The organism is Nocardiopsis sp. JB363 (genome assembly GCF_900143625.1).
Taxonomy (GTDB): domain Bacteria; phylum Actinomycetota; class Actinomycetes; order Streptosporangiales; family Streptosporangiaceae; genus Nocardiopsis.
The window spans coordinates 100,294-120,167 of the sequence record NZ_FRFF01000103.1; the positions used below are offsets into that span (position 1 = coordinate 100,294).

Annotated in this window: 19 protein-coding genes; 9 read left to right on the forward strand and 10 right to left on the reverse strand. The window is 70.5% G+C overall.

Translation table 11 applies throughout. The annotated features are described in order from the left end of the window. The first annotated feature begins 69 nt into the window (after window positions 1–69). The 5 genes from BQ8420_RS15595 to BQ8420_RS15615 all read left to right on the forward strand — a co-directional run bounded on the left by BQ8420_RS15595 (window position 70) and on the right by BQ8420_RS15615 (window position 4,447). A complete protein-coding gene (locus BQ8420_RS15595) occupies window positions 70–1,326 on the forward strand; it encodes an NRAMP family divalent metal transporter (RefSeq protein ID WP_087099770.1) in 1,257 nt (418 codons plus the stop codon). A gap of 41 nt (window positions 1,327–1,367) precedes the next feature. Beyond that, window positions 1,368–2,129, forward strand: coding sequence for a LamB/YcsF family protein (locus BQ8420_RS15600; RefSeq protein ID WP_087099772.1), 762 nt, complete (start codon window positions 1,368–1,370; stop codon window positions 2,127–2,129). A gap of 61 nt (window positions 2,130–2,190) precedes the next feature. Continuing rightward, on the forward strand, window positions 2,191–2,802 hold the full coding sequence (locus tag BQ8420_RS15605; RefSeq protein ID WP_087099774.1) for an allophanate hydrolase subunit 1: 612 nt from the start codon (window positions 2,191–2,193) through the stop codon (window positions 2,800–2,802). Then, on the forward strand, window positions 2,799–3,659 hold the full coding sequence (locus BQ8420_RS15610) for a biotin-dependent carboxyltransferase family protein (protein ID WP_087099776.1): 861 nt from the start codon (window positions 2,799–2,801) through the stop codon (window positions 3,657–3,659). The genes BQ8420_RS15605 and BQ8420_RS15610 overlap by 4 nt, the downstream gene beginning before the upstream one ends. A 5-nt stretch (window positions 3,660–3,664) precedes the next feature. Beyond that, a complete protein-coding gene (locus tag BQ8420_RS15615; protein ID WP_087099778.1) occupies window positions 3,665–4,447 on the forward strand; it encodes a putative hydro-lyase in 783 nt (260 codons plus the stop codon). A 235-nt stretch (window positions 4,448–4,682) separates the two neighbouring features. On the opposite strand, the gene BQ8420_RS15620 is transcribed toward BQ8420_RS15615, so the two are convergent. From BQ8420_RS15620 to BQ8420_RS15630, 3 genes are all read right to left on the reverse strand, one after another. Further along, window positions 4,683–6,107: a VWA domain-containing protein gene (locus BQ8420_RS15620; RefSeq protein ID WP_087099780.1), complete on the reverse strand. Its 1,425-nt coding sequence runs from the start codon at window positions 6,105–6,107 to the stop codon at window positions 4,683–4,685. A gap of 127 nt (window positions 6,108–6,234) precedes the next feature. Further along, the gene (locus tag BQ8420_RS15625) at window positions 6,235–6,915 is read right to left on the reverse strand and encodes an ABC transporter ATP-binding protein (protein ID WP_087099782.1); all 681 of its coding nucleotides are present in this window, start codon (window positions 6,913–6,915) and stop codon (window positions 6,235–6,237) included. Beyond that, a complete protein-coding gene (locus BQ8420_RS15630) occupies window positions 6,912–8,009 on the reverse strand; it encodes an ABC transporter permease (RefSeq protein ID WP_087099784.1) in 1,098 nt (365 codons plus the stop codon). The genes BQ8420_RS15625 and BQ8420_RS15630 overlap by 4 nt, the downstream gene beginning before the upstream one ends. Before the next feature lie 162 nt (window positions 8,010–8,171). Here BQ8420_RS15630 and BQ8420_RS15635 point away from each other — a divergent pair, with 162 nt between their 5' ends. After that, a complete protein-coding gene (locus BQ8420_RS15635; RefSeq protein WP_087099786.1) occupies window positions 8,172–9,410 on the forward strand; it encodes a sensor histidine kinase in 1,239 nt (412 codons plus the stop codon). Next, complete coding sequence (locus BQ8420_RS15640; protein WP_255404878.1) at window positions 9,407–10,060, forward strand: response regulator transcription factor; 654 nt, start codon at window positions 9,407–9,409, stop codon at window positions 10,058–10,060. Before BQ8420_RS15635 ends, BQ8420_RS15640 begins: the two co-directional genes overlap by 4 nt. Here BQ8420_RS15640 and BQ8420_RS15645 read toward each other — a convergent pair. Beyond that, a complete protein-coding gene (locus tag BQ8420_RS15645) occupies window positions 10,044–11,333 on the reverse strand; it encodes an MFS transporter (protein WP_087099788.1) in 1,290 nt (429 codons plus the stop codon). The genes BQ8420_RS15640 and BQ8420_RS15645 overlap by 17 nt on opposite strands. A gap of 54 nt (window positions 11,334–11,387) precedes the next feature. Here BQ8420_RS15645 and BQ8420_RS15650 point away from each other — a divergent pair, with 54 nt between their 5' ends. Then, entirely contained in the window at window positions 11,388–11,573 is a 186-nt protein-coding gene (locus BQ8420_RS15650; RefSeq protein ID WP_087099790.1) for a hypothetical protein, read from the forward strand. A 33-nt stretch (window positions 11,574–11,606) separates the two neighbouring features. On the opposite strand, the gene BQ8420_RS15655 is transcribed toward BQ8420_RS15650, so the two are convergent. The 3 genes from BQ8420_RS15655 to BQ8420_RS15665 all read right to left on the reverse strand — a co-directional run bounded on the left by BQ8420_RS15655 (window position 11,607) and on the right by BQ8420_RS15665 (window position 15,031). Further along, the gene (locus tag BQ8420_RS15655; RefSeq protein WP_087099792.1) at window positions 11,607–12,230 is read right to left on the reverse strand and encodes a hypothetical protein; all 624 of its coding nucleotides are present in this window, start codon (window positions 12,228–12,230) and stop codon (window positions 11,607–11,609) included. A 128-nt stretch (window positions 12,231–12,358) separates the two neighbouring features. Continuing rightward, window positions 12,359–13,771 (reverse strand): MFS transporter, encoded by a 1,413-nt coding sequence (locus tag BQ8420_RS15660; RefSeq protein ID WP_087099794.1) that lies wholly within the window; start codon window positions 13,769–13,771, stop codon window positions 12,359–12,361. Between the two features lie 12 nt (window positions 13,772–13,783). After that, entirely contained in the window at window positions 13,784–15,031 is a 1,248-nt protein-coding gene (locus BQ8420_RS15665; protein WP_087099797.1) for an alpha/beta fold hydrolase, read from the reverse strand. Window positions 15,032–15,124: 93 nt separating this feature from the next. Here BQ8420_RS15665 and BQ8420_RS15670 point away from each other — a divergent pair, with 93 nt between their 5' ends. Next, a complete protein-coding gene (locus BQ8420_RS15670; RefSeq protein ID WP_087099799.1) occupies window positions 15,125–15,688 on the forward strand; it encodes a TetR/AcrR family transcriptional regulator in 564 nt (187 codons plus the stop codon). A 27-nt stretch (window positions 15,689–15,715) separates the two neighbouring features. Here BQ8420_RS15670 and BQ8420_RS15675 read toward each other — a convergent pair whose 3' ends face one another. The 3 genes from BQ8420_RS15675 to BQ8420_RS15685 form a co-directional block, all read right to left on the reverse strand. Further along, entirely contained in the window at window positions 15,716–16,684 is a 969-nt protein-coding gene (locus tag BQ8420_RS15675) for an arsenic resistance protein (RefSeq protein WP_087099801.1), read from the reverse strand. Between the two features lie 128 nt (window positions 16,685–16,812). After that, window positions 16,813–19,059, reverse strand: a complete 2,247-nt coding sequence (locus BQ8420_RS15680) for a glycoside hydrolase family 3 C-terminal domain-containing protein (protein WP_087099804.1) — start codon at window positions 19,057–19,059, stop codon at window positions 16,813–16,815. Continuing rightward, on the reverse strand, window positions 19,056–19,685 hold the full coding sequence (locus BQ8420_RS15685; RefSeq protein WP_235006242.1) for a TetR/AcrR family transcriptional regulator: 630 nt from the start codon (window positions 19,683–19,685) through the stop codon (window positions 19,056–19,058). The genes BQ8420_RS15680 and BQ8420_RS15685 overlap by 4 nt, the downstream gene beginning before the upstream one ends. Window positions 19,686–19,874 lie beyond the last annotated feature (189 nt).

Sequence of the window (19,874 nt, forward strand, 5' to 3'; positions counted from 1 at the left end):
ATTGTTCAACAATCCAACGATGAGGTTGGCCACATCCCAGCTCCTTCAGTCACCCACGGAGAGTTCCCCATGAGCGACCAGCCCCCGACGCCACCACCCGCTCCGGTGCGTCCCCGCTTCGGTCGCGTGGTGCTGAGCAGCAGCCTGCTCGGCGCCATGTTCCTGATGGCCACCAGCGCCATCGGTCCCGGTTTCATCACCCAGACGACCACCTTCACCGCACAACTCGGCGCGGCGTTCGCCTTCGCCATCCTGGTGTCGATCCTGGTGGACATCGCCGTTCAGCTGAACGTCTGGCGGGTCATCGGCGTCTCGAACATGCGCGCCCAGGACCTGGCCAACAAGGTCCTCCCGGGCGCCGGCTACGTGCTCGCCGTCCTCATCGTCTTCGGCGGCCTGATCTTCAACGTCGGGAACATCGCCGGTACCGGGCTCGGCCTCGACGCCATGATCGGACTCGACCCGCGCATCGGCGCGGTCGTCTCCGCCTTGATCGGCGTCGTCATCCTGGCCAGCAAGAAACTGGGCCTGGCCCTGGACCGTGTGCTGGTGGTCCTCGGCGTGCTGATGATCGCCCTCACCCTGTACGTGGCCATCGTCTCCGACCCGCCGGTCGGCGAGGCCCTGCGACAGTCCGTCATGCCCGAGGCCGCCAGCGGCGACCTCTTCCTCGCCACCATCACCATCATCGGCGGCACCGTCGGCGGTTACATCACCTACGCGGGCGCGCACCGCCTCATCGAACGGGGCAACGGCGGCCGCGAGAACATCGCCGCCATCACCCAGACCTCCGTCACCGGCATCATCGTCACCGGTGTCATGCGCGTCGTCCTGTTCCTCGCGATCCTGGGGGTCGTCGCCGGCGGGGTCGACATCATGCAGTCCGCGAACCCCTCCGCGGAGGCCTTCTACCAGGCGGCGGGCGAAGTGGGCATGCGGCTGTTCGGCATGATCATGTGGGCGGCCGCGGTCAGTTCCGTCATCGGCGCCTCCTACACCTCGATCTCCTTCGTCACGACGTTCTCGCCGTGGTTGGAGCGGCACAAGGGCAAGCTGGTCACCGCCTTCATCGGCGTCTCCCTGGTCGTCTTCCTGGTCTCCGGTCAGGCCCCGAACACGCTCCTGGTCCTCGCCGGCGCCCTCAACGGCGTCATCCTGCCGGTCGGTCTCGGGCTGCTGCTGTGGGTGGCCTGGCGCCACTCGGCGACCCTGCTCGACGGCTACCGGTACCCGCGTTGGCTGCTGGTCATCGGCGTGCTCGCCTGGGCCCTCACCGTCTACATGGCCGTGAATTCCCTGGGCGCCATCGGCGCGCTCTGGCAGTAGGACCTCCCGAATCGAGCAACAGGAACCGAAGGAGCACCGTTTTGCACATCGACCTCAACTCCGACCTCGGTGAGAGCTTCGGCCGCTGGGAACTCGGCGACGACAAGGCCCTGCTGTCCATCGTCACCAGCGCCAACGTGGCCTGTGGCTTCCACGCCGGTGACCCCTCCACCCTGCGCCGCACCACCGCCGAGGCCGCGGCCCGCGGAGTGGCCATCGGCGGCCACGTCGCCTACCGCGACCTCGCCGGGTTCGGCCGCCGCTTCATGGACGTTCCCCCCACCGAACTCACCGACGAGGTGCTCTACCAGCTCGGCGCCCTCTCGGTCTTCGCCCGCCTGAGCGGCCAGAGCCTTCGGTACGTCAAACCGCACGGGGCCCTCTACAACGCGATCGTCCACCACGAGGAACAGGCCGCCGCCGTGGTCGAGGCCGTCCGCGCCTTCGACCCCGAGCTGCCCGTGCTGGGCCTGCCCGGCTCCCGCTTCCTGGAGAAGGCGGAGCGGGCGGGCCTGCCCACCTACCGGGAGGCCTTCGCCGACCGCGCCTACACCCCCGAGGGCACCCTCGTCTCGCGCCGCGAGGCCGGCTCCGTGCTGCACGACCCCGACGCCATCGCCGCCCGCTGCCTGCGCATCGCCCGGAGCGAACCCATCACCGCGATCGACGGCACCGAGATCCTGGTCGAGGCCGACTCCCTGTGCGTGCACGGCGACAGCCCCGGCGCCGTGGAGATCGCCCGTGCCGTCGCCGAACGGTTGCGCGCGGAGGGGATCACCGTGGCCCCCTTCACCGCCGCCTGACCCGAACCACCACCATCCGGGGCCCTACACCCGCCCCGACCGGTCAGATTTGGAGCAGTCCTTGCGCGTCCTGAACTGCGCGGACACCGGGGTCCTGGTCGAGGTCGCAGACCTCGCCCAGGTCATCGCCCTGGGCACCGCCCTGGAGGCGTCCCCGCTTCCCGGCGTCACCGACGTCGTCCCCGCCGCACGCACGGTCCTGCTGCGGTTGTCGCCCGGCACCGATCCCGGCAGGGTCGCCGCCGCCGTCACCGAGATCCCCCTGGCCGTGGACATCGGTCAGGGGACGGGGGAGACCGTCACCATCCCGGTGCACTACGACGGTGAGGACCTCGCCGACATCGCCGAACTCATCGGGCTGTCCCCGCGCGAGGTCGTCCGAGCGCACACCGCCGCCACCTGGACCGTCGCCTTCTGCGGGTTCGCGCCCGGCTTCGGCTACATGGTCGGTGACGACCCCCGGTTCCGGGTGCCACGACGCGGCGAGGCGCGCACCCGGGTCCCCAAGGGATCGGTGGCGTTGGCCGGCGAGTTCACCGGCCTGTACCCGCGCAGCTCGCCCGGTGGTTGGCAGCTCTTGGGCCGCACCGACGCCGTCACCTGGGACCTGGAACGCGACCCGCCGGGGCTGCTGCGGCCCGGGGTGCGCGTGCGCTTCGAGGAGGCCGCGTGAGCTCCCTGGAGATCGTGGCCACCGGGCCCATGACCACCGTGCAGGACACCGGACGGTTCGGCCACGCCGCACTCGGGGTGGGCCGGTCGGGTGCCGCCGACGCGCGCTCCCACGCTCTGGCCAACCGCGTCCTCGCCAACCCACCGGAGGCGGCGACCCTGGAGGTCACCCTCGGGGGTCTGCGCGTGCGCGCCCGTGGCCCGGTCACCGTCACCGTGACCGGAGCCGAGACACCCGTGAAGGTCGACGGTCGGGGTGCCGCCGTCAACGAGGTCCTGCACCTGCCCGACGGAGCCGAACTCTCCCTCGGTACCCCGGCCCGGGGGCTGCGCACCTACCTCGCCGTGCGCGGAGGCATCGACGTGGCGCCCGTGCTGGGTTCGCGCAGCACCGACGTGCTCGCCGGACTCGGCCCCGACGTCCTCGAACCGGGCGACCTGCTGCCCGTCGGCCCGGTCCCCGAGGACCCACCGCTCCTGGACCACGTGCCCACCGCCCCGATCGGCGCCGAAGAGGTGCGGCTGCGGGTGCGCCTCGGTCCCCGTGAGGACTGGTTCACCGAACGGGCCCATCGCACATTGCTCGACGACGCCTACGAGGTGACCCCGCGCAGCGACCGGGTCGGCGCCCGCCTGGCCGGCCCCGTCCTGGAACGTTCGCACGAGGGCGAACTCCCCAGCGAGGGCATGGTGCCCGGCGCCTTGCAGGTGCCGCCCGACGGTGAGCCCGTCCTGTTCCTCGCCGACCACCCCGTCACCGGCGGCTACCCGGTCATCGCCGTGGTGTGTTCGGCGGACCTGCCCATCGCCGCCCAGGCCCGCCCCGGCACCCGCGTCCGCTTCGTCCCGTGGAGGTAGAACCCATGAGTTCCGAGAACCTACTGTCGCCCGCCGAAGCCCGGGAGCTGTTCCGCGGCGGACGGCGCGTGCCCACCTCCGGCTACAGCCACGGGTTCGCCCAGGCCAACCTGCTGTGCCTGCCGCGCGACCTCGCCTTCGACTTCCTGCTGTTCGCCCAGCGCAACCCGAAGTCCTGTCCGGTCCTGGACGTCACCGAACCCGGCGAGGTGTCCGCGTCGGTGTTCGACGGCGACCTGCGCACCGACCTGCCCGCCTACCGCGTGTACCGCGACGGGAAGTACGTCGAGGAACGCGCCGACGTCACCGACCTGTGGCGCGAGGACCTGGTGTCGTTCCTCATCGGGTGCAGCTTCACGTTCGAGACCCCACTGTTGGAGGCCGGAGTGCCGGTCCGGCACATCGAGGCGGGCACCAACGTCGCCATGTACGAGACGAACCGGGCCTGCCGTCCCGCCGGTCGGTTCTCCGGCCCGCTCGTGGTGTCGATGCGCCCCGTCCCCGCCGACCGGGTCGCCGACGCGGTCCGGATCACCTCCCGCTACCCGGCGGTGCACGGCGCCCCCGTACACGTGGGCGACCCGTCGGCCCTGGGCATCGCCGACCTGTCCAGGCCGGACTACGGCGACCCGGTGGAGGTCCGAGAGGGCGAGATCCCCGTCTTCTGGGCCTGTGGGGTCACCCCGCAGGCCGCGGTGATGGCCTCGGCCCCGGAGTTCGCCATCGGCCACGCCCCGGGCCACATGGCCATCACCGACGTCCGCGACTCCACCTACCAGGTCCCCTGAGAAGGCTCACGGACAGAGGAAATTGTCGTTGAACCAGGCCAGCAGCAGGATCAAGAGCACGAGTATGACGACGTTGGCAAGCCGGTCGGGCACTGTGCCTCCTTATGGGCCGGAGCCGACAAGGGACTGTTCTACCGGTCCCCGTCCGGACCCCGAGGGCTTTGGCCACCACCGGTCAACCGCACGAACCCGCCACGGTGGAGGCCTCGGCCTGGCACAATGCCCGGCCCCTCGGTCAGCCTTCCTCGCCCGAGGGGGCGTCCGGGAACGACTCCCCGGACCGGTCGCGCCCGCCGAACAGCCGCCGCTGACCCCGGGCCCCTTCGTCGGCCTCGCCCTCGGCCTTGTCCGACGGTCCCGTCCCCAACCGGCCGCCGTCCCGCCCCTGCGGTCCACGACCACGCGTGCCCCCGGTGCTGCTGGCGTAGAACGTCTTCGCCGCCCGCTGCGCGTCGTCGCCCTCCGCCTGCCGCGCCATCACCTCCAACGCCCGGGCCTGGCTCGCCATCTCATCGCCGATCCCGGTGAAGGGCCGCGCCACCTGGGCCTCCCTGATCCGCCCGACGCTGTCCCGAAGGTGCCGCGCGGCCTCTTCCCGTGAGCCCCGGCGCATCGCGTCCGAAGCACGACGCTTGGCGGTCTGCGCCTCCTGGAAGAGCTCCTCGGCGCGCACCCGTTCGTCCGCCTCGCGCCGGTCCACCCGCCAGGCCGTCCGCACCTTCACCTCCAGGGTGTCGATGTAGGACGCCAGGGTCGCCGGGTCGACGTGCGTGAGCTCCACCTTCGCCAACACCACGTTCTCGCCGTCGTCCCGCTTCCCCGCCTCCGCGAGCACCGCCGTGGACAGCCGCAGCAGCAGCCGGCGGCTCTCCCCGGAGAAGAAGTCGCCCAGCTCCACCACGAGCGCGCCGTCGTCCAACCGGCTCGCGGAGGACTCGCCCACCACCGACACCCGTTCCGCGAACTCGCCGCCCCGGATCGTCAACGACGCCGCCTGCGCGGTCTTGGCCAGCAGGTACTCCGTCTCGTCCGCGATCAGCCCGCCGGCCGTGTCGGGGTCCTCCGCGAACAACGCGCTGCCCGCACCGCCCTCGGAGACGGCACCCAACAACTCCTCGTCGTACCCGAGCCCGTAGCCCAGGGTGGTGACGGTGACCCCGTGTTCGTAGGCGTCGTGCGCCACCTCCCGCAGCAGGTCGTGGTCGGTGGTGCCCTGGTTGGCGTGCCCGTCGGAGATCAGCAGCAGGGTGGCGCCCCGGTCCTCGCTCGCGCGACGCGCCTCCTGGATCCCCCGGAACAGCCCACTGGACAGGTCCGTACCACCGTGCGCCCGCACCTGTGACAACCGGTGACGCAGGGACTCCTTGTCGGTGAGCGGCCCCGCCGGCACCTCCACCTTGGCCTGGGTGTTGAAGGACACCAGCCCGAAGTGGTCGGTGGGGTCCAACCGGTCCACGAGTCCGTGCAGGGCCTCGACCACTCCCTCGATGCGGCGGTCCTTGGTCATCGACCCGCTCCGGTCCACCACCACCTGCAGGGTGGCGGCGGGGCGCTCCTGTCCAGGGACGCGTTCGGGCGCTTCGATCTCCAGCAGGACGAGGACGGAGTCGGTGGTGTTGAGGGCGACGACGTCGAATTCCGGCCGAGCTGACATCTTCATGTGACCGCTCCAGGATTGTCGGCTGGGACCCAAGCCTAGGGAGACGGGCCGTGCGGTGAGGTGCACTCCGATGTCCGGAAGCGGCCACGGACGGTCACCACCGGCCCCACGGCCCATCGAGGGCCGCTCAGGTCCGTTCCAGCACCGACAGCCGCCCGTCGCGCATCTCCAGTACCCGCCCGGCCGCGCCCAGGTACTCGGTGTCGTGCGTGACCAGCAGGGTCGCCACCTCGAACGTCCGGGTCGCCTCCGACACCAGGTCGATGATCGCCGCGCCCCGCTCGTGGTCCAGCGCCGCCGTGGGCTCGTCCACCAACAGCGTGCTCGGCCGCCCCGACAAGGCCCGGGCGATGTTCACCCGCTGACGCTCACCACCGGACAGCTGGTGCGGCCGGCGATGCTCCTTACCGGCCAGACCCACCGCGGCGAGGGTCTCCATCGCCGACTCCCGCGCGCGGCGCAGCGATCGCGCCCGCATGTGCTCGGTGACCATCAGTTGCTCCACCACGGTCAGTGACGAAATCAGGTTCGGCTGCTGGAAGACGATGCCGACACTGTTCAGCCGTAGTTCGGTCAGCTCACGGGGGCGTAGCCCCAGCGTTTCCACACCGCCCACGACCACGCGGCCCGAGTCCGGGCGGATCAGGGTGGCGGCCACCGCCAACAGGCTCGACTTACCCGAACCCGACGGGCCGACCACGGCGGTCAGCTCACCGGGGGCCACGTCGACCGACACCCGATCCAGGGCGGTCACCACCCCGTCGCCGTCGGGGTAGGTCAGGGTCACGTTGTTCAGTTCCAGGCTCATCGGACGCCTCCCAAGGCGGTCAACGGGTCGACGGAGGTGATGCGGCGAACGGCCAGGACCGCACCGAGCATGCCCAGCACGACCATGGCGATCACCGGCCCGACCGTGGTGGTCACGGTCAGGGAGAACGGCAGCACCGAACCGGCCAGGGCCCCCAGGCCCACGCCCACGGCGCCACCGGCGGCGGTGCCCACGGCCAGCACGATCAACGCCTGGGCCAGGGCGTCGCGCAGCAGGTACCGGGTGGACCCGCCGAGCGCCTTGAGGATCGCGATGTCCCCGCTGCGCTGGATCGTCCACACGGTCAGGAACGCTCCGATCACCATCGCGGAGATCGCGTACAGGAACGCCTGCATGGTGACCAGCGAACTGTTCTCCGAGGAGAACGAACCGATCGCGCGAAGACTGTCCGACAGGCCGGCGGTGACGGTGCCGGCCTCCGAGTCGGCTTGGTCGACCGCCCCGGCCTGGGACACGTCGGTGGCCACCACGTTGGCCACCGGGGCGTCATCGCCCTCGGCGTGCCGTACCCGCGGGTCGATCTCCCGCCAGGTGTCGATGTCGGTCCACACCGCGGGGGTGTGGCTGTAGGACTCGGTGGGCGCGGTCGCGGCCACCGTCAGCTCGGACCCGCCCACGGTGACGGTGTCGCCCTCGGCGACCCCGAAGTCCTCGGCGATCTCCTCGCTGACGACCAGACCGCCGGAGCCGGCCAGGCCCTCGGGCGCCAAGCGGCCGTCGGCGGGCACACCGAACAGCGCGGCGGCGGTGCCGTTGCCGTCGTCGAACTCGACCCGGCTCTGGGTGATCCCCAGCGGCTCCGCCCATTCCACCCCCTCGGTGTCGGCCCAGGTGTCGAGCTGGGCCCGGGTGACGGTGCTGTCGGCGTAGGACTCCTCCGGGTCGCCGTCGCCGGATGTGCCGAAGGAGACGTGGGTGGCGGGCAGGTTCTTGATCGCGGACGTGGACTGGTCGGCCAGCCCGGCGGTCAGCCCCGACAACAGGACGATCAACAGGGTGATCAGCGCGACGACGGAGCCCATCAGCGCGAACCGCCCCTTGGCGAAGCGGATGTCACGAAGGGCGACGAACACGGCGGCCCTCCTTTCCGGGAGATTTCGATGTGCTTCCAGCCTCGTCGCGCGCAAGATCATCGGCATCGGGTGAACGGAGCGTCCTCGGGGGCGGCGAGGTGGAGCGAGAACTCCATCGAACGGTTGATACCGATCCACGCGCGCGCGTCGTACGCTGCGGTGATGCGTTACAGCGGAGGGTGGGCGGCCGAACCGCCCGAGGTGACGACGGTGCTGCGGGTGCTGCGTCTGCTCCTGCACGCCTGCTTCCTGTTCCTGTTGGGGGTGGCCACCGCCCGCTACCTGTTCGGTTCGCCAGGGCAGTGGACCCAGTGGACGGTGGTGTGCGGCGCGATCCTGCTGGGCGCGGTCTACTGCTCCGGCGCGATGGCCGCCCGGCACGACGTCCACCGCACCCGCTCGCTGGTGTGGCTGGCCGCCGTCACCGTGTTGTGGGCTCTCCTGGCCTGGGCCGACTCCGACTTCGTGTGGTTGGCGTTCCCCCTGTACTTCCTGCACCTGAACCTGCTGCGCGGGGTGCACTCGGTGATGGCCGTCGTGGTCATCACCGCGACCGTGGTCCTCGGACAGGCCCTGCACACCGGCGATCTCACGGCGGGGATGGTGCTGGGGCCGGTGCTCGGGGCGGTGTTCGCGGTCGCGATCGCCATCGGGTACACGGCCCTGCACCGTGAGAGCGAACGGCGCAGGGAACTCATCGAGACGCTCACCCGGACCCGCGACGAACTCGCCGAGTCCCAACGACGCACCGGGGTGTTGGACGAACGCGAACGCCTGGCCCGGGAGATCCACGACACCCTCGCCCAAGGCCTGTCCAGCATCGTCCTGCTACTGCGCTCCGCGGAGAACGCCCTGCCGGGCGACCCCGACCTGGCCACCACCCGCATCGCCGAGGCCCGCGAGAGCGCGTCCACCAACCTCGCCGAGGCGCGCGGGTTCGTACGCGACCTGGCACCGCCCTCCCTCACCGGCGCCGACCTCCCCGAGGCCCTGCACCGACTGTGCGCCAAGGTCGCCCGTACCGACGGCATCGACTGCACTCTGCGCACGGACGGCGTCCCGACCGAACTACCCTCCGGGTACGAGGTGGCGTTGCTGCGCGCGGCCCAGGCCAGCCTCGCCAACGTCTCCGCGCACGCCCGAGCCACGACCGCCGTGGTTACCCTCGGCTATCTGGGAGGAGAGGTCACCCTGGACGTGTACGACGACGGGGCGGGTTTCGTGCCCGAGGAGATCCACACCCGGGCCGACGGCAGCGGGTACGGGATCGCCGCGCTGCGCGAACGCGTGGCCGCACTGGGGGGTGGGCTGCACGTGGAGTCCGCGCCCGGCGAGGGCACCGCCATCGCCGTCCGACTGCCCTTGGCCCGTGAGACGACTCCGACAGAGGAGGGCCGGTGACCACCGACGAGGGCGCGCGGCGCCTGCGCATCCTGCTGGTGGACGACCACCCGGTCGTACGCCATGGGCTCAAGGCGATGTTCGCCGAACGTTCGGACATGGACGTGGTCGCCGAGGCCGCCGACGGGCAGAGCGCCCTCGACGTCCTCCACACCGGGACGAGCGTGGACGTCGTGCTCATGGACCTGCGCATGGGCGCCGGCATGGACGGGGTCACCGCGATCCGCGCCATCACGGCCCTGACCGGCCCGCCGCCCGTACTGGTGCTGACCACCTACGACACCGACGCGGACATCCTCGCCGCGGTGGAGGCGGGCGCCACCGGCTACATGCTCAAGGACGCCCCGCCCGACCAGCTGTGCGAGGCCGTGCACACCGCCGCGCGCGGACAGACCGCGCTCGCCCCCCACGTCGCCAACCGCCTGATGGATCGGTTGCGTTCACCGGTTCCGACGTTGAGCGGTCGCGAGCTGGAGATCCTCGGACTGTTGGCCCAGGGGTTGTCGAACCGGGCGATCTCCAAGCGGTTGTTCATCAGCGAGGCGACGGTCAAGACCCACCTGGTGCACGTGTTCGAGAAGTTGGACGTGGACAACCGGACCGCCGCCATCACCACGGCGCTGCGGCGAGGCCTCATCCGCGTGGACTGAGATCGGCGGCGGTGCCCTCCGTGGTCACCGCACCCGGGTGTGCGAGGAACGCGAGGACCGCTCCGACCGACAGTGCCAGAGCCGTGATCCCGGCGGCGACACCGGCCGTGGGCGTCGTGACCGCGGCGAGGGCGACCGGGACGGCCAGTCCGACGCTGCCGCCGAGTTGTTGGAGCGTCGTGCCGACGGCGCCGGCGACCCCCGCATGGGGGCCGGCGTGCCGGTTCATGGCACTGTTGGCGTTCGGCATCACCTGTGAGGTGCCCACGCCCATGAGCGCGAGCGCGCCGAGCGTGGCGGCGAGGCCTTCAGGGTCGAAGGCATAGACGGCTTGGCCCGCGCAGATCAGCGCGAGCCCGATACCGATCGACCTCGTCACCGGTCCGCCGTCGAACCGACGTGCGACGAACAGGCCGAGCTGAATCATCGCCGGGTAGACGAGGAACAGCGCACCGACCACCAGCGGGGCGAAGCCGTGCTCGTGCTGGAGCACGCTGCTCGCCGTCACGAACGTGGTGATCGTCGCGATACCCCACATGAACAGGGCCCCGTACGCCACGCGCCGGGTCGGATCGCGGAACAGTACGGCGGGAACGAGAGGTCTGCCCGTGCGCCGGTCGAGTACGACGAACGCTCCGATCACGAGGACCCCGGCACCTCCGAAAGCAGCCGCTCTCGCGGGATGTTCCATGGCCGTGAGCGCCTGAATGAGCAACGCGGCTCCCACCGCGAGGATGAGGCCGCGCCACCATCCCCGACCGTGCCCCGGTGCGCGGTCGACGCGGTCACCCGCGAAGACCGAGAGGACCAGGGCGACTGCGACAAAGGCGATGTTGACGTACATGCAGGCACGCCAGCCCGCCAGCTGCGTCAGGACCCCGCCGAGCAGTAGCCCGAGCGCGGTTCCACTGCCCATGATCATCCCGAAGACGCCATATGCCTTGGCGCGCCCTTCCTGGGGGAAGGAAGCCGACAGTCGCGCCATCGCCGCCGGCGTCATCATCGCGGCACCGAGGCCTTGACCCACACGCGCGGCGATGAGCAGCCAACCGACATGAGCCGCGCCGCCGACCGCTGACGCGAGGCCGAACAGGATCAGCCCGATCGTCATCACCCGCGGATACCCGACCGCCTGCGCGATTCGACCTCCCGCGATCATCAGAGATCCCGCGGTGAGGACGTACCCCGCCATCACCCACGCGATCGCCCCTGAGGACATGCTCAGGTCGGCACTCATCCCGGGAACGGCCAAGGCCAGGATCGTCGCGTCCACGCCGACCGCAAGGACGTCGCCGAACGCGTACTGGAACTCGAAGAGGAGGGCTGCTTGAAGCGCCGCGCGGACCCTGCCGACCCGCGCCGGAACCTCGTTCGGTCGACCACGCGGGGTCGCGAGCGGCTCCTACAGATCCAAGACCGGCTCACGGTCGCCCAGGATCGGCTGGTCGAGACGCTCACCCCGCAAGAACGAGAGGGGCTGATCGTGGCGTTGCAGAAGATTCTCGACAGATAGCTGACAGCGACGTCGACATGGCGGCCGGTAGAACTAGGTGCGGGTGGTCTTGCTCGGACGCAGGCCCAGACGGCTCAGCTCCAGCTCGGCCAGCCGGTCCACCGTCGCCGACTCGTCGGCCTGCCAGGCGCGGGCCGGGTCCTCGTGCACCGCCATGAGCTTGGCGGGAGAGGCCGAGGACAGTGCGCGCAGCGCCAACAGCCGGGCGCGTGCCTCGGCGGACATTCCACTCAGCCGCTTGGTCGTGGTGGCGCGGTGGATCCAACGTGCGCGAGCCGGCAGCCAGGTCGCCGCCAGGAGGAACAGCGGGAGGACGGCGACCATCATCGGCAGGGTGAACGCCAGCGAGGCCACCGACTCCTGGAAGGAGTCCCCGGCCGCGGTCAGGGACTCGCCGGTCTCGCTGAGGTTGGTGAACGGCGTGGCCAGGGCGTCCCCGGCCAGCGGCACCTGCCCGACGTTCTCGGCGGCGGTGCTCATGTGTTCGGAGAACCCCTGGCCGGTGCCCGTCATCAGCTCGCCGGGGCGTTTCAGCGACAGGAGCAGGTCGCGTAGTGACAGTGCGGCGGAGACCCACACGAACACCCAGGTCAGGGCGGCCAGATCGGAGACGAGTTGCAGACAGGCGCGGACGGGGGTGTCGGCGTACAGCTTCACGAGGGCTCCCGGGGGGTGGATGGAGGGTCGTGACCCACCTTCCCGTTACCCGTTTCGCCCCCGCCACACGCAGAACCGGCCTCGTGAGCGGCTTTTCGGTCGGGGTTCGGCTTCGGAGACGGCCATCGTCAGTGGGCTTCCCGCCGTGTGCGTGGGGGAAGCAGGAACACGAGACCGAAGGTGAGCGCCAGCGCCACGCCCATGGCGACGGTGGCCGTGCCGAACGATCCGGTGATGAACAGTGTGCCGAGCACCGCGACCCCGACGGCGGACCCCAGCTGCTGTACGGCGTTGAGGACCCCGGAGGCCGAACCCACCTCGTGGTCGTCCACGCCGGCGAGGATGAAATCGAACAGCGGTGCGATCATCAGCCCCATGCCGAGTCCGACGATGAGCACGCCGGGCACGAAACGCCAGGCGCTCTCCGCCGGTTCCGGGAGCAGGGCGAACAAGGTGACCAGGCCGACGCCGGTCACGAACAGCCCGAGGTGGAGCGTTCGGCGTCCGATCCGACGCGCGAATCGAAACCCGCAGATCGACCCGATCACGATGCCGACCGACACCGGCGCTATGGCCAATCCGGCCTCCGTCGGGGAGTAGCCGAGTTCGGTCTGGGTCAACAGGTTGAGGATCAGCGCGAACGCGGCGACGAGCCCGGAGAACATGACGGCGATGAGCAGACCGCCGGTGTAGGCGCGTTTGCGGAACAGGCTCGGTGCCACAAGGGGGGACGTGGCCCGTCGAATCCGCAGCGCGAAGACACCGAAGACGGCGAGTCCGGCGCCGAGCATGACGAACGTCCAATCCGGCCACCCCCTCTCCCCACCCTGGACGAACGGGAACACGACGAGCAGGCTGCCCGTGCCGGCGAGCAGCGTCCCGGGCAGGTCCAGGCGGGGGCGTGTCGTTGCGCGTCCTGTTTCGCGCGCCGCCGCGCCGGACGGCAGCAGGCGCACCGCCGCCACCAGGGTGAGCACGCCCACCGGGAGGGTGACGAGGAAGCTCGCCCGCCAGCCCGACCCGAACAGGTCGAGGTCGATCAGCAGGCCCGCGAGGATCGGTCCGCATACCGCGGACACCCCCATGACGGGCCCGAACATCGCCAGGGCCTTGACCAGCTCCTTCGGCGGGAACATCTCCTTGATCAGGCCGAAGCCCTGCGGGAGCATCACGGCACCGGCCAGGCCCTGCAGGACCCGACTCGCGATCAGCACCTCCTCCGAGGGCGCCGACGCGCACAGCAGGGAGGCGAGGACGAAGCCGAGCACACCGACCAGGAACATCCGCTTGCGGCCGAAGATGTCGCCGAGTCGACCGCCGGTGATCAGTCCGACGGCCATCGCGAGCGAATACCCGGCCACGAGCCACTGGACCGACGACATCCCGAGGCCGAGGTCGTCGCGGATGGTCGGCGCCGACACGGCCATGATCGACGCGTCGAGAAGGTCCATCGCCTCCGCGCCGAGGACGACGGCGAGGGCGGCCCAACGTTTCGCGTACGGCCGGCACGGCCGTGCGGGCGTGTGCACTTCGATGGACATCGGAATCCTCTCCTAGACCGGGTGGAGGGTGTCGACACGGAGCCGCCGCGGGTCGAGGACCTCGTCCAGCCAGTCGAAGACACGGGCGTAGGCCAGGCGCTGGGCACCCGCCTGACAGTGGGCTCCGGCGCCCTGCTCGGCGGTGAACCGCAGCAGGGTCTTCGGGCAGGTCAGGTGCTCGTACAGGAGCTCGGGCTGTCCTTGGAAGAAGTCGTCCTCACTGCCGGCGCACACCAGGGTGGGGCAGGCGATCTTCTCGGCGACGCCGTCGCGCAGGTGGTAGTCCAGGTAGGCGGCGGCGAACGAGCGCGGTGTGGAAGTTCCCAGGGCGTACATCCCCTGTTGAACGGCCCAGCGCGCCGTCGGGTCGGCCGCCATCGCGGCCTCCAGTGCGGCGTCGAGTTCGGGATCGTGGTCGGCGCGCAGTCGGCGTTCGGCCTCGGCGGCGTCCCCGGGCCAGAGCGAGGTCGCGACGACGCTCAGGTCGTAGACCCCGTCCAAGGCGATGAGGGCGGCGATCCGCCGGTCGAAGGCGGCGGCGCGCGGGGCGAGCAGACCACCCATGCTGTTGCCCAGGAGCGCGATCCGGTCGGGATCGACCTCGGGAAGGGACAGGGCGTGGTCCAGAACGGGGCCGACCACGTTCTCCCAGTCGGGGCGGAAGGTGAGGCCGTGGTGGTGACGGGTGCCGGGCTGGCCGGGTCCGTCGAAGGTCAGCACGGTGTAGCCGCGTTCGACAGCGGCGGCGGCACCGAAGAAGTGCATCTCCTCCACGCTGCCGTCGAAGCCGTTGAACATCACCACGGTCGGCCGCGCCGTGCCGGAGTCGTCCGCCCGGTACAGGTAACCGGGGAGCCCGGCGCCCGGGTAGGGGATCTCGATCGGCTCGATGGAAGGGGTGTGCAGCGCCGCGGCCTGACGGAAGCAGTCGACCGAGGCGTCGTAGGCGTGCGGGATGCGCGGGTCGGCGGGGTCGCCGTGCAGAAAGAATTCGGCGTTGCGGTAATAGTTCGAGGCGCGCAGGAAGGCGTCCCGAGCGCTGACGCCGTGTCCGCCGGCCAGGGAGTTCCGTCCCTCGGCGGCGACCCGGTCCGCGGTGCGCAGCCATGCGTCGTGCCAGCTGTCGTAGTCGCCGGCGGTGATGCGCCGCGCGGTCACCGCCACCTCACCGAAGTCCGCTCCGCCGTAGGTGATATGTCCCAGGGTCCGTAGCGTCTCGAACCAGAACTGGGTGTCGTCGGGGAAGAACAGGGGCTCCATGCTCACTCCTAATGCAGTCAACAGCTGCGTTTAGGGGGACGCTAGCACCACCGCGCGCACAAACGCAATGGATGACTGCGTTAGGGTGGCGGCATGGAAGAGGAGCGACAACCGGCCCGTCGGCCCGGTGGCCGCAGCGCCCGCGTCCGCGAGGCGGTGCACCACGCGGTCACCGAGCTGGTGGACGAGTTCGGATACGGCAACTTCAGCGTCGGCGACGTCGCCGCCCGCGCGGGGGTGGCCGACAGCAGCATCTATCGCCGTTGGGGCGGCCTCGACGCCCTGCTCGCGGACGTCGCGCGTACCGCGCAGTCACCGATCCCCGACACCGGGAGCCTGGAGGGCGACCTGCGCGCCTACGCGGCCAACGTCGCCCGCGACATCACCGGATCCGCCGGGCCGGCCGTCCTGCGCCTGGCCATCGCCCTGGCCGCGTCGGGGCCGGACGGCGCGCGACTGCGTGACGAGTTCTTGGACGAGCGTTACGGCCAACTACAGGCCATGCTCGATCGGAGCCGGCAACGAGGTGAACGTCCGCCCGAGGTCATGGAGGTGATCGACCACGTCCTGGCCCCGGTCTACTTCCGTGTCGTGTTCGGAGAGGAACGCATCGATCCGGCCTACACCGAGGGCCTGGTCGAACGACTGCTCAGGTGATCTTCGACCGGTCCGGGGCTGAACCGGTCACCGGTGGGCGGTGGTGTTCCGGTCGCGGACGCGCACGATCTGGCTGAGCACCGCCAGCACCGGCAGCTCCAACAAGGGGCCCACCACCAACGCCACCGCGATCAGCGGGCGGTCGGGGAACGCCGCCACCGCGATGGCCAGGGCCACCGGAGAGTTGCGCGCCACGGTCGTCATGGTGAGCGTGACCCTCTGATCGGCGGGGAGCCGGAGCAAGCGGCTCACTCCGACCGCCACCAGCGGTATGACCAGGAAGAACAGCGCCAACGGGAGCACCAGGATCGCCAGGTCGCCCAGGTGCGCCACGACCGTGCGGGCCTGCCCGGCGAACATGGCGAACACCGCCACGTACAGCAGCGGCAGGACCGACGTCGAGGCCATCGGGACCAGACGCTCGTCCCGCCACCGGTCGCCCTTCCAACGCAGGGCCGACCACCGGGCCACCACCGCCAGTACCAAAGGTACGACCAGGACCAGCAGCACCGCTTCCACCAGGGTCGCGGAGTCGACCATCGCCGCCTCGCCGCCCAACAGCAGGATGTAGACGGGCAACAGCAGTAGCTGGAGCACCAGGTTCACCGGTAGTACGGCGGACGCGACCCCCATGTGGCCCCGGGCCAGGCCGGTGAACACCAGGTACCAATCCGTGCAGGGCGTGACGAGCAGCAGGAGGAGCCCGATCCGCAGGTCGGGGGAGTCGCCCAGCAGGCCCGTCCCGAGCGCCCACGCGAACAGCGGGGTGAACACGAAGTTGAGTACGAGACTGGCGATCACCACCGTGCGCGCCCCGCGTACCTCGCGGACCTGGGCGGCGTCCACCTGGACGAACACCGCCACCAACATGAGCATCAACGCCGGCAGCACGAGGTGCCCGGTGACCTCGCCGATCGGCCACAGCAGGCCCGTGCCCAGGCCGAGGACGGCGGCGAGCGCCACGAACACACTCTGGAACTTCTCTGACGTGGACACGATCTGCTCGCCTACGGCTTTCCGAACGATGAGGTGGGTGACCTGCTCACGCTAGCCGACCCGAGCGGTCTCGCCTCGGCGGCGGTTTCGCATTCCCCGCCCTACCCGCCCCACCCCGCTCCCGAGGCTCAGCCGGTGATCTCCCCTCGCTCGATCGCCGCCTGCCTCCGCGCTTCCACGTCCGCGACCAGTAGGTCCACCATCTCCTCCGTCACACCCAATCCGAACGTGGACAGCGCCACGATCGGCATCGAGTCGGCCATGCGCAGCAACTCCTCCGGGACCGAGTCCAACTCCTCCACCCCGGCCTGAACCTCCGCCAGCACCGGCCCGCCGATCGCGTTCGCACGCCAGTCCTCGATGGTGGAACGCCTGGTCAGGGGCGGAACGAACCGGTCCCCGCCGCTCACGATCTCCGCACTCGACCGGATGTCGCGGGAGGACGCCCCCACCGAAACCGTGTAGCTCCCCTCCGCCAGCGACCAGCGGTGGTGTTCGGCGTCCCACGTGGACAGGTCGCGCCCGCTCACCGCCAACTCCACCCGCGCGCTCTCTCCGGGCTCCAACGCCACCTTCGCGAACCCGCGCAGCTCCCGCACCGGCCGGGTCGGGTACCCCTGCGCCGACCCCGTGTACAGCTGGGCGACCTCCTGTCCGGCCCGCGCACCGGTGTTGGTGACGGTGAACGCCACCGTCCACGCCTCCCCGTCGTCCCCGGAGACCTCCAGGTCGGAGTAGGCGAACGTGGTGTAGGTGAGACCGAACCCGAACGGGTAGGCCACCGGCCGTTCCAAGGTGTCGAAGTACCGATACCCCACGAACACCCCCTCCCCGTAGCGCACGTGTCCGTGCTCACCGGGGAAGTTGAGGTAGGAGGCGTGGTCGCTCAGCCGCAGCGGGATGGTCTCGGTCAGCCGCCCGGACGGGGAGACCGCCCCGGTCAGCACGTCCACCGTGGCCGCGCCACCCTCCTGGCCCAGCAGCCATCCCTCCACCACGGCGTCGGCGTCGCCTCGCCAGTCGGCCACCGACACCACACCGCCGTTGGACAGCACCACCACGACCCGTTCGCTCACGCGACGCACCCGGGCCAACAGCTCGACCTGATCGGCGGGCAGGTCGATGTCGGTGCGGTCGAAACCCTCCGACTCCAGGGCGTCCGGCAGCCCGAGGAACAGCACGGTGGTGTCGGACCCCTCCGCCAACGCCACCGCCTCGTCGGCCAGTTCCGGGGACGCCGTCCCGTCCAGGGTGAACCCGGGGGCGAACCGTACCGGGAACTCCTCCGCCACCTCGCTGAACGCCGCCAAAGCGCTGGTCAACCGGGTCGGAACCATGTGCGAGGAACCCCCGCCCTGGTAACGCGGGCTGCGGGCGAACTCGCCCACCACCGCGACCGAACGTCCCGGGGTCAAAGGCAACGCCCCGCCTTCGTTCTTCAGTAGCACCAGCGCCTCGGCCGCCGCCCCACGGGCCAACGCCTGGTGCTTCTCGTGCTCGGGGGAGCGGGAGGTGTCGGTGGCCACCCGCTCCTGCACGCGGCCCAGCCGTTCCACCACGGTGTCCAGCACCGACGCGTCCAGCTCGCCCCTGTTCACCGCGTCGACGATCCGGTCGTCGGTACCGGTGGGCGGCATCTCCAGGTCCAGGCCGGCGCGCACCGCCTCGACCCGGTCCACCACGGCGCCCCAGTCGGAGACCACGGCGCCCTGGTACCCCCACTCATCGCGCAGCAGCGTGGTGAGCAGCCACGGGTCCTGACTGGTGTACACCCCGTTGAGCCGGTTGTAGGAGCACATCACCATCGCCGGGTCGGTGGTGCGGATGACCTCCTCGAACGCCGGCAGGTAGATCTCGCGCAGGGTGCGCTCGTCCACGTCGGAGCTGGACCGCATCCGGTCGGTCTCCTGGTTGTTGGCGGCGAAGTGCTTCACGCACGCCCCCACCCCCTCGGACTGGATGCCCTCGACCAGGGCGGCGGCGATTCGCGCGGTGACGTGCGGGTCTTCGGACACGTACTCGAAGTTGCGCCCGCACAACGGCGAGCGCTTGATGTTCATGCCGGGGCCGAGCACCACGTCCACGCCCATGGCGCTCGCTTCGGTGCCCAGGGCCGTGCCGACCCGGCGCGCCAGGTCGACGTTCCAGGTGGAACCGAGGGCGACCGCCGGTGGGAAGCAGGTGGCCGGAACACTGTCACCGATGCCGAGGTGGTCGCCCTCCTCGGGCTGTTGACGGATGCCGTGCGGACCGTCGGCCAGGTGCAGGCGGCGCAGGACGCCCGGGATCGGGGTGCTGTGCCAGACACCGGATCCGGAGGTGGCGGAGGCTTTCGCGGCCAGGTCGGGTTCGGAGCGGGGCGTTTCGGTGCTCATGCGTGCCTTTCGTCAGGTGAAGGGGGGTGAGCCGACGTGGTGATCCCGAGGGTGTGCAGGAACGCGACGACCGCGGCGCGCATGTCGACGGCGCCGGGGTCCAGGAGCCACTGCACTTGGAGTCCGTCCTGGAGGGCGATGAACTGCGTGGCGGTGATCTCGGGGGTGGGCCCCGGACGACCGTCGAGGAGGGTGGCGAACGCCGAGACGAGGTGTTCGCGCAGGACGCGGTAGCGACCGAAGAAGTAGTCGTGCGCGGGGTGCGCGGGGTCGGTGGCCTCCGCCGACAGATTGACGTAGAGGGAGACCAGGCCGGGGGTGTCGGTGTTGCGCTCCACGATCCCGACGAGGTTGTCGAGGAGTTCGCGATGGCTCAGGGCCGGGTCCAGCACGAGCGGGGCATCGATCTCGTCGCGCCTGCTCAGGACGTGTATGAGTAGGGCTTCCTTGTTCGAGAAGTGGTGCAGGACCCCGGCGTGGGTGAGGCCGGCGTGGGCGCCGATGTCGCGAAGGGAGACCGCGCGGTAGCCGGAGCGGGAGAAGAGTTCGCCGGCGGCGTCGATGATGCGTTGACGCGTGCGCTCGCCCTTGGTCATGCGTTGTCGGGGGTGCTCTGTGTCCGGCACGGTTCTCCTCGCGCGTGGGGCCTGAATCGGCAGGGAAGTACGACCCCAGTGGCCGTTTTCCCTGTTCGTCCTTACGCCATCGGGATCGTCATGCGCTCGGCACAAAACCTACCGCTTGGTCAGTTTGTGGCGCAAGACACTTGAGATCTTCCGAAGGAGACTTTGAGGACCCGTTTGCGGTCACCTCAT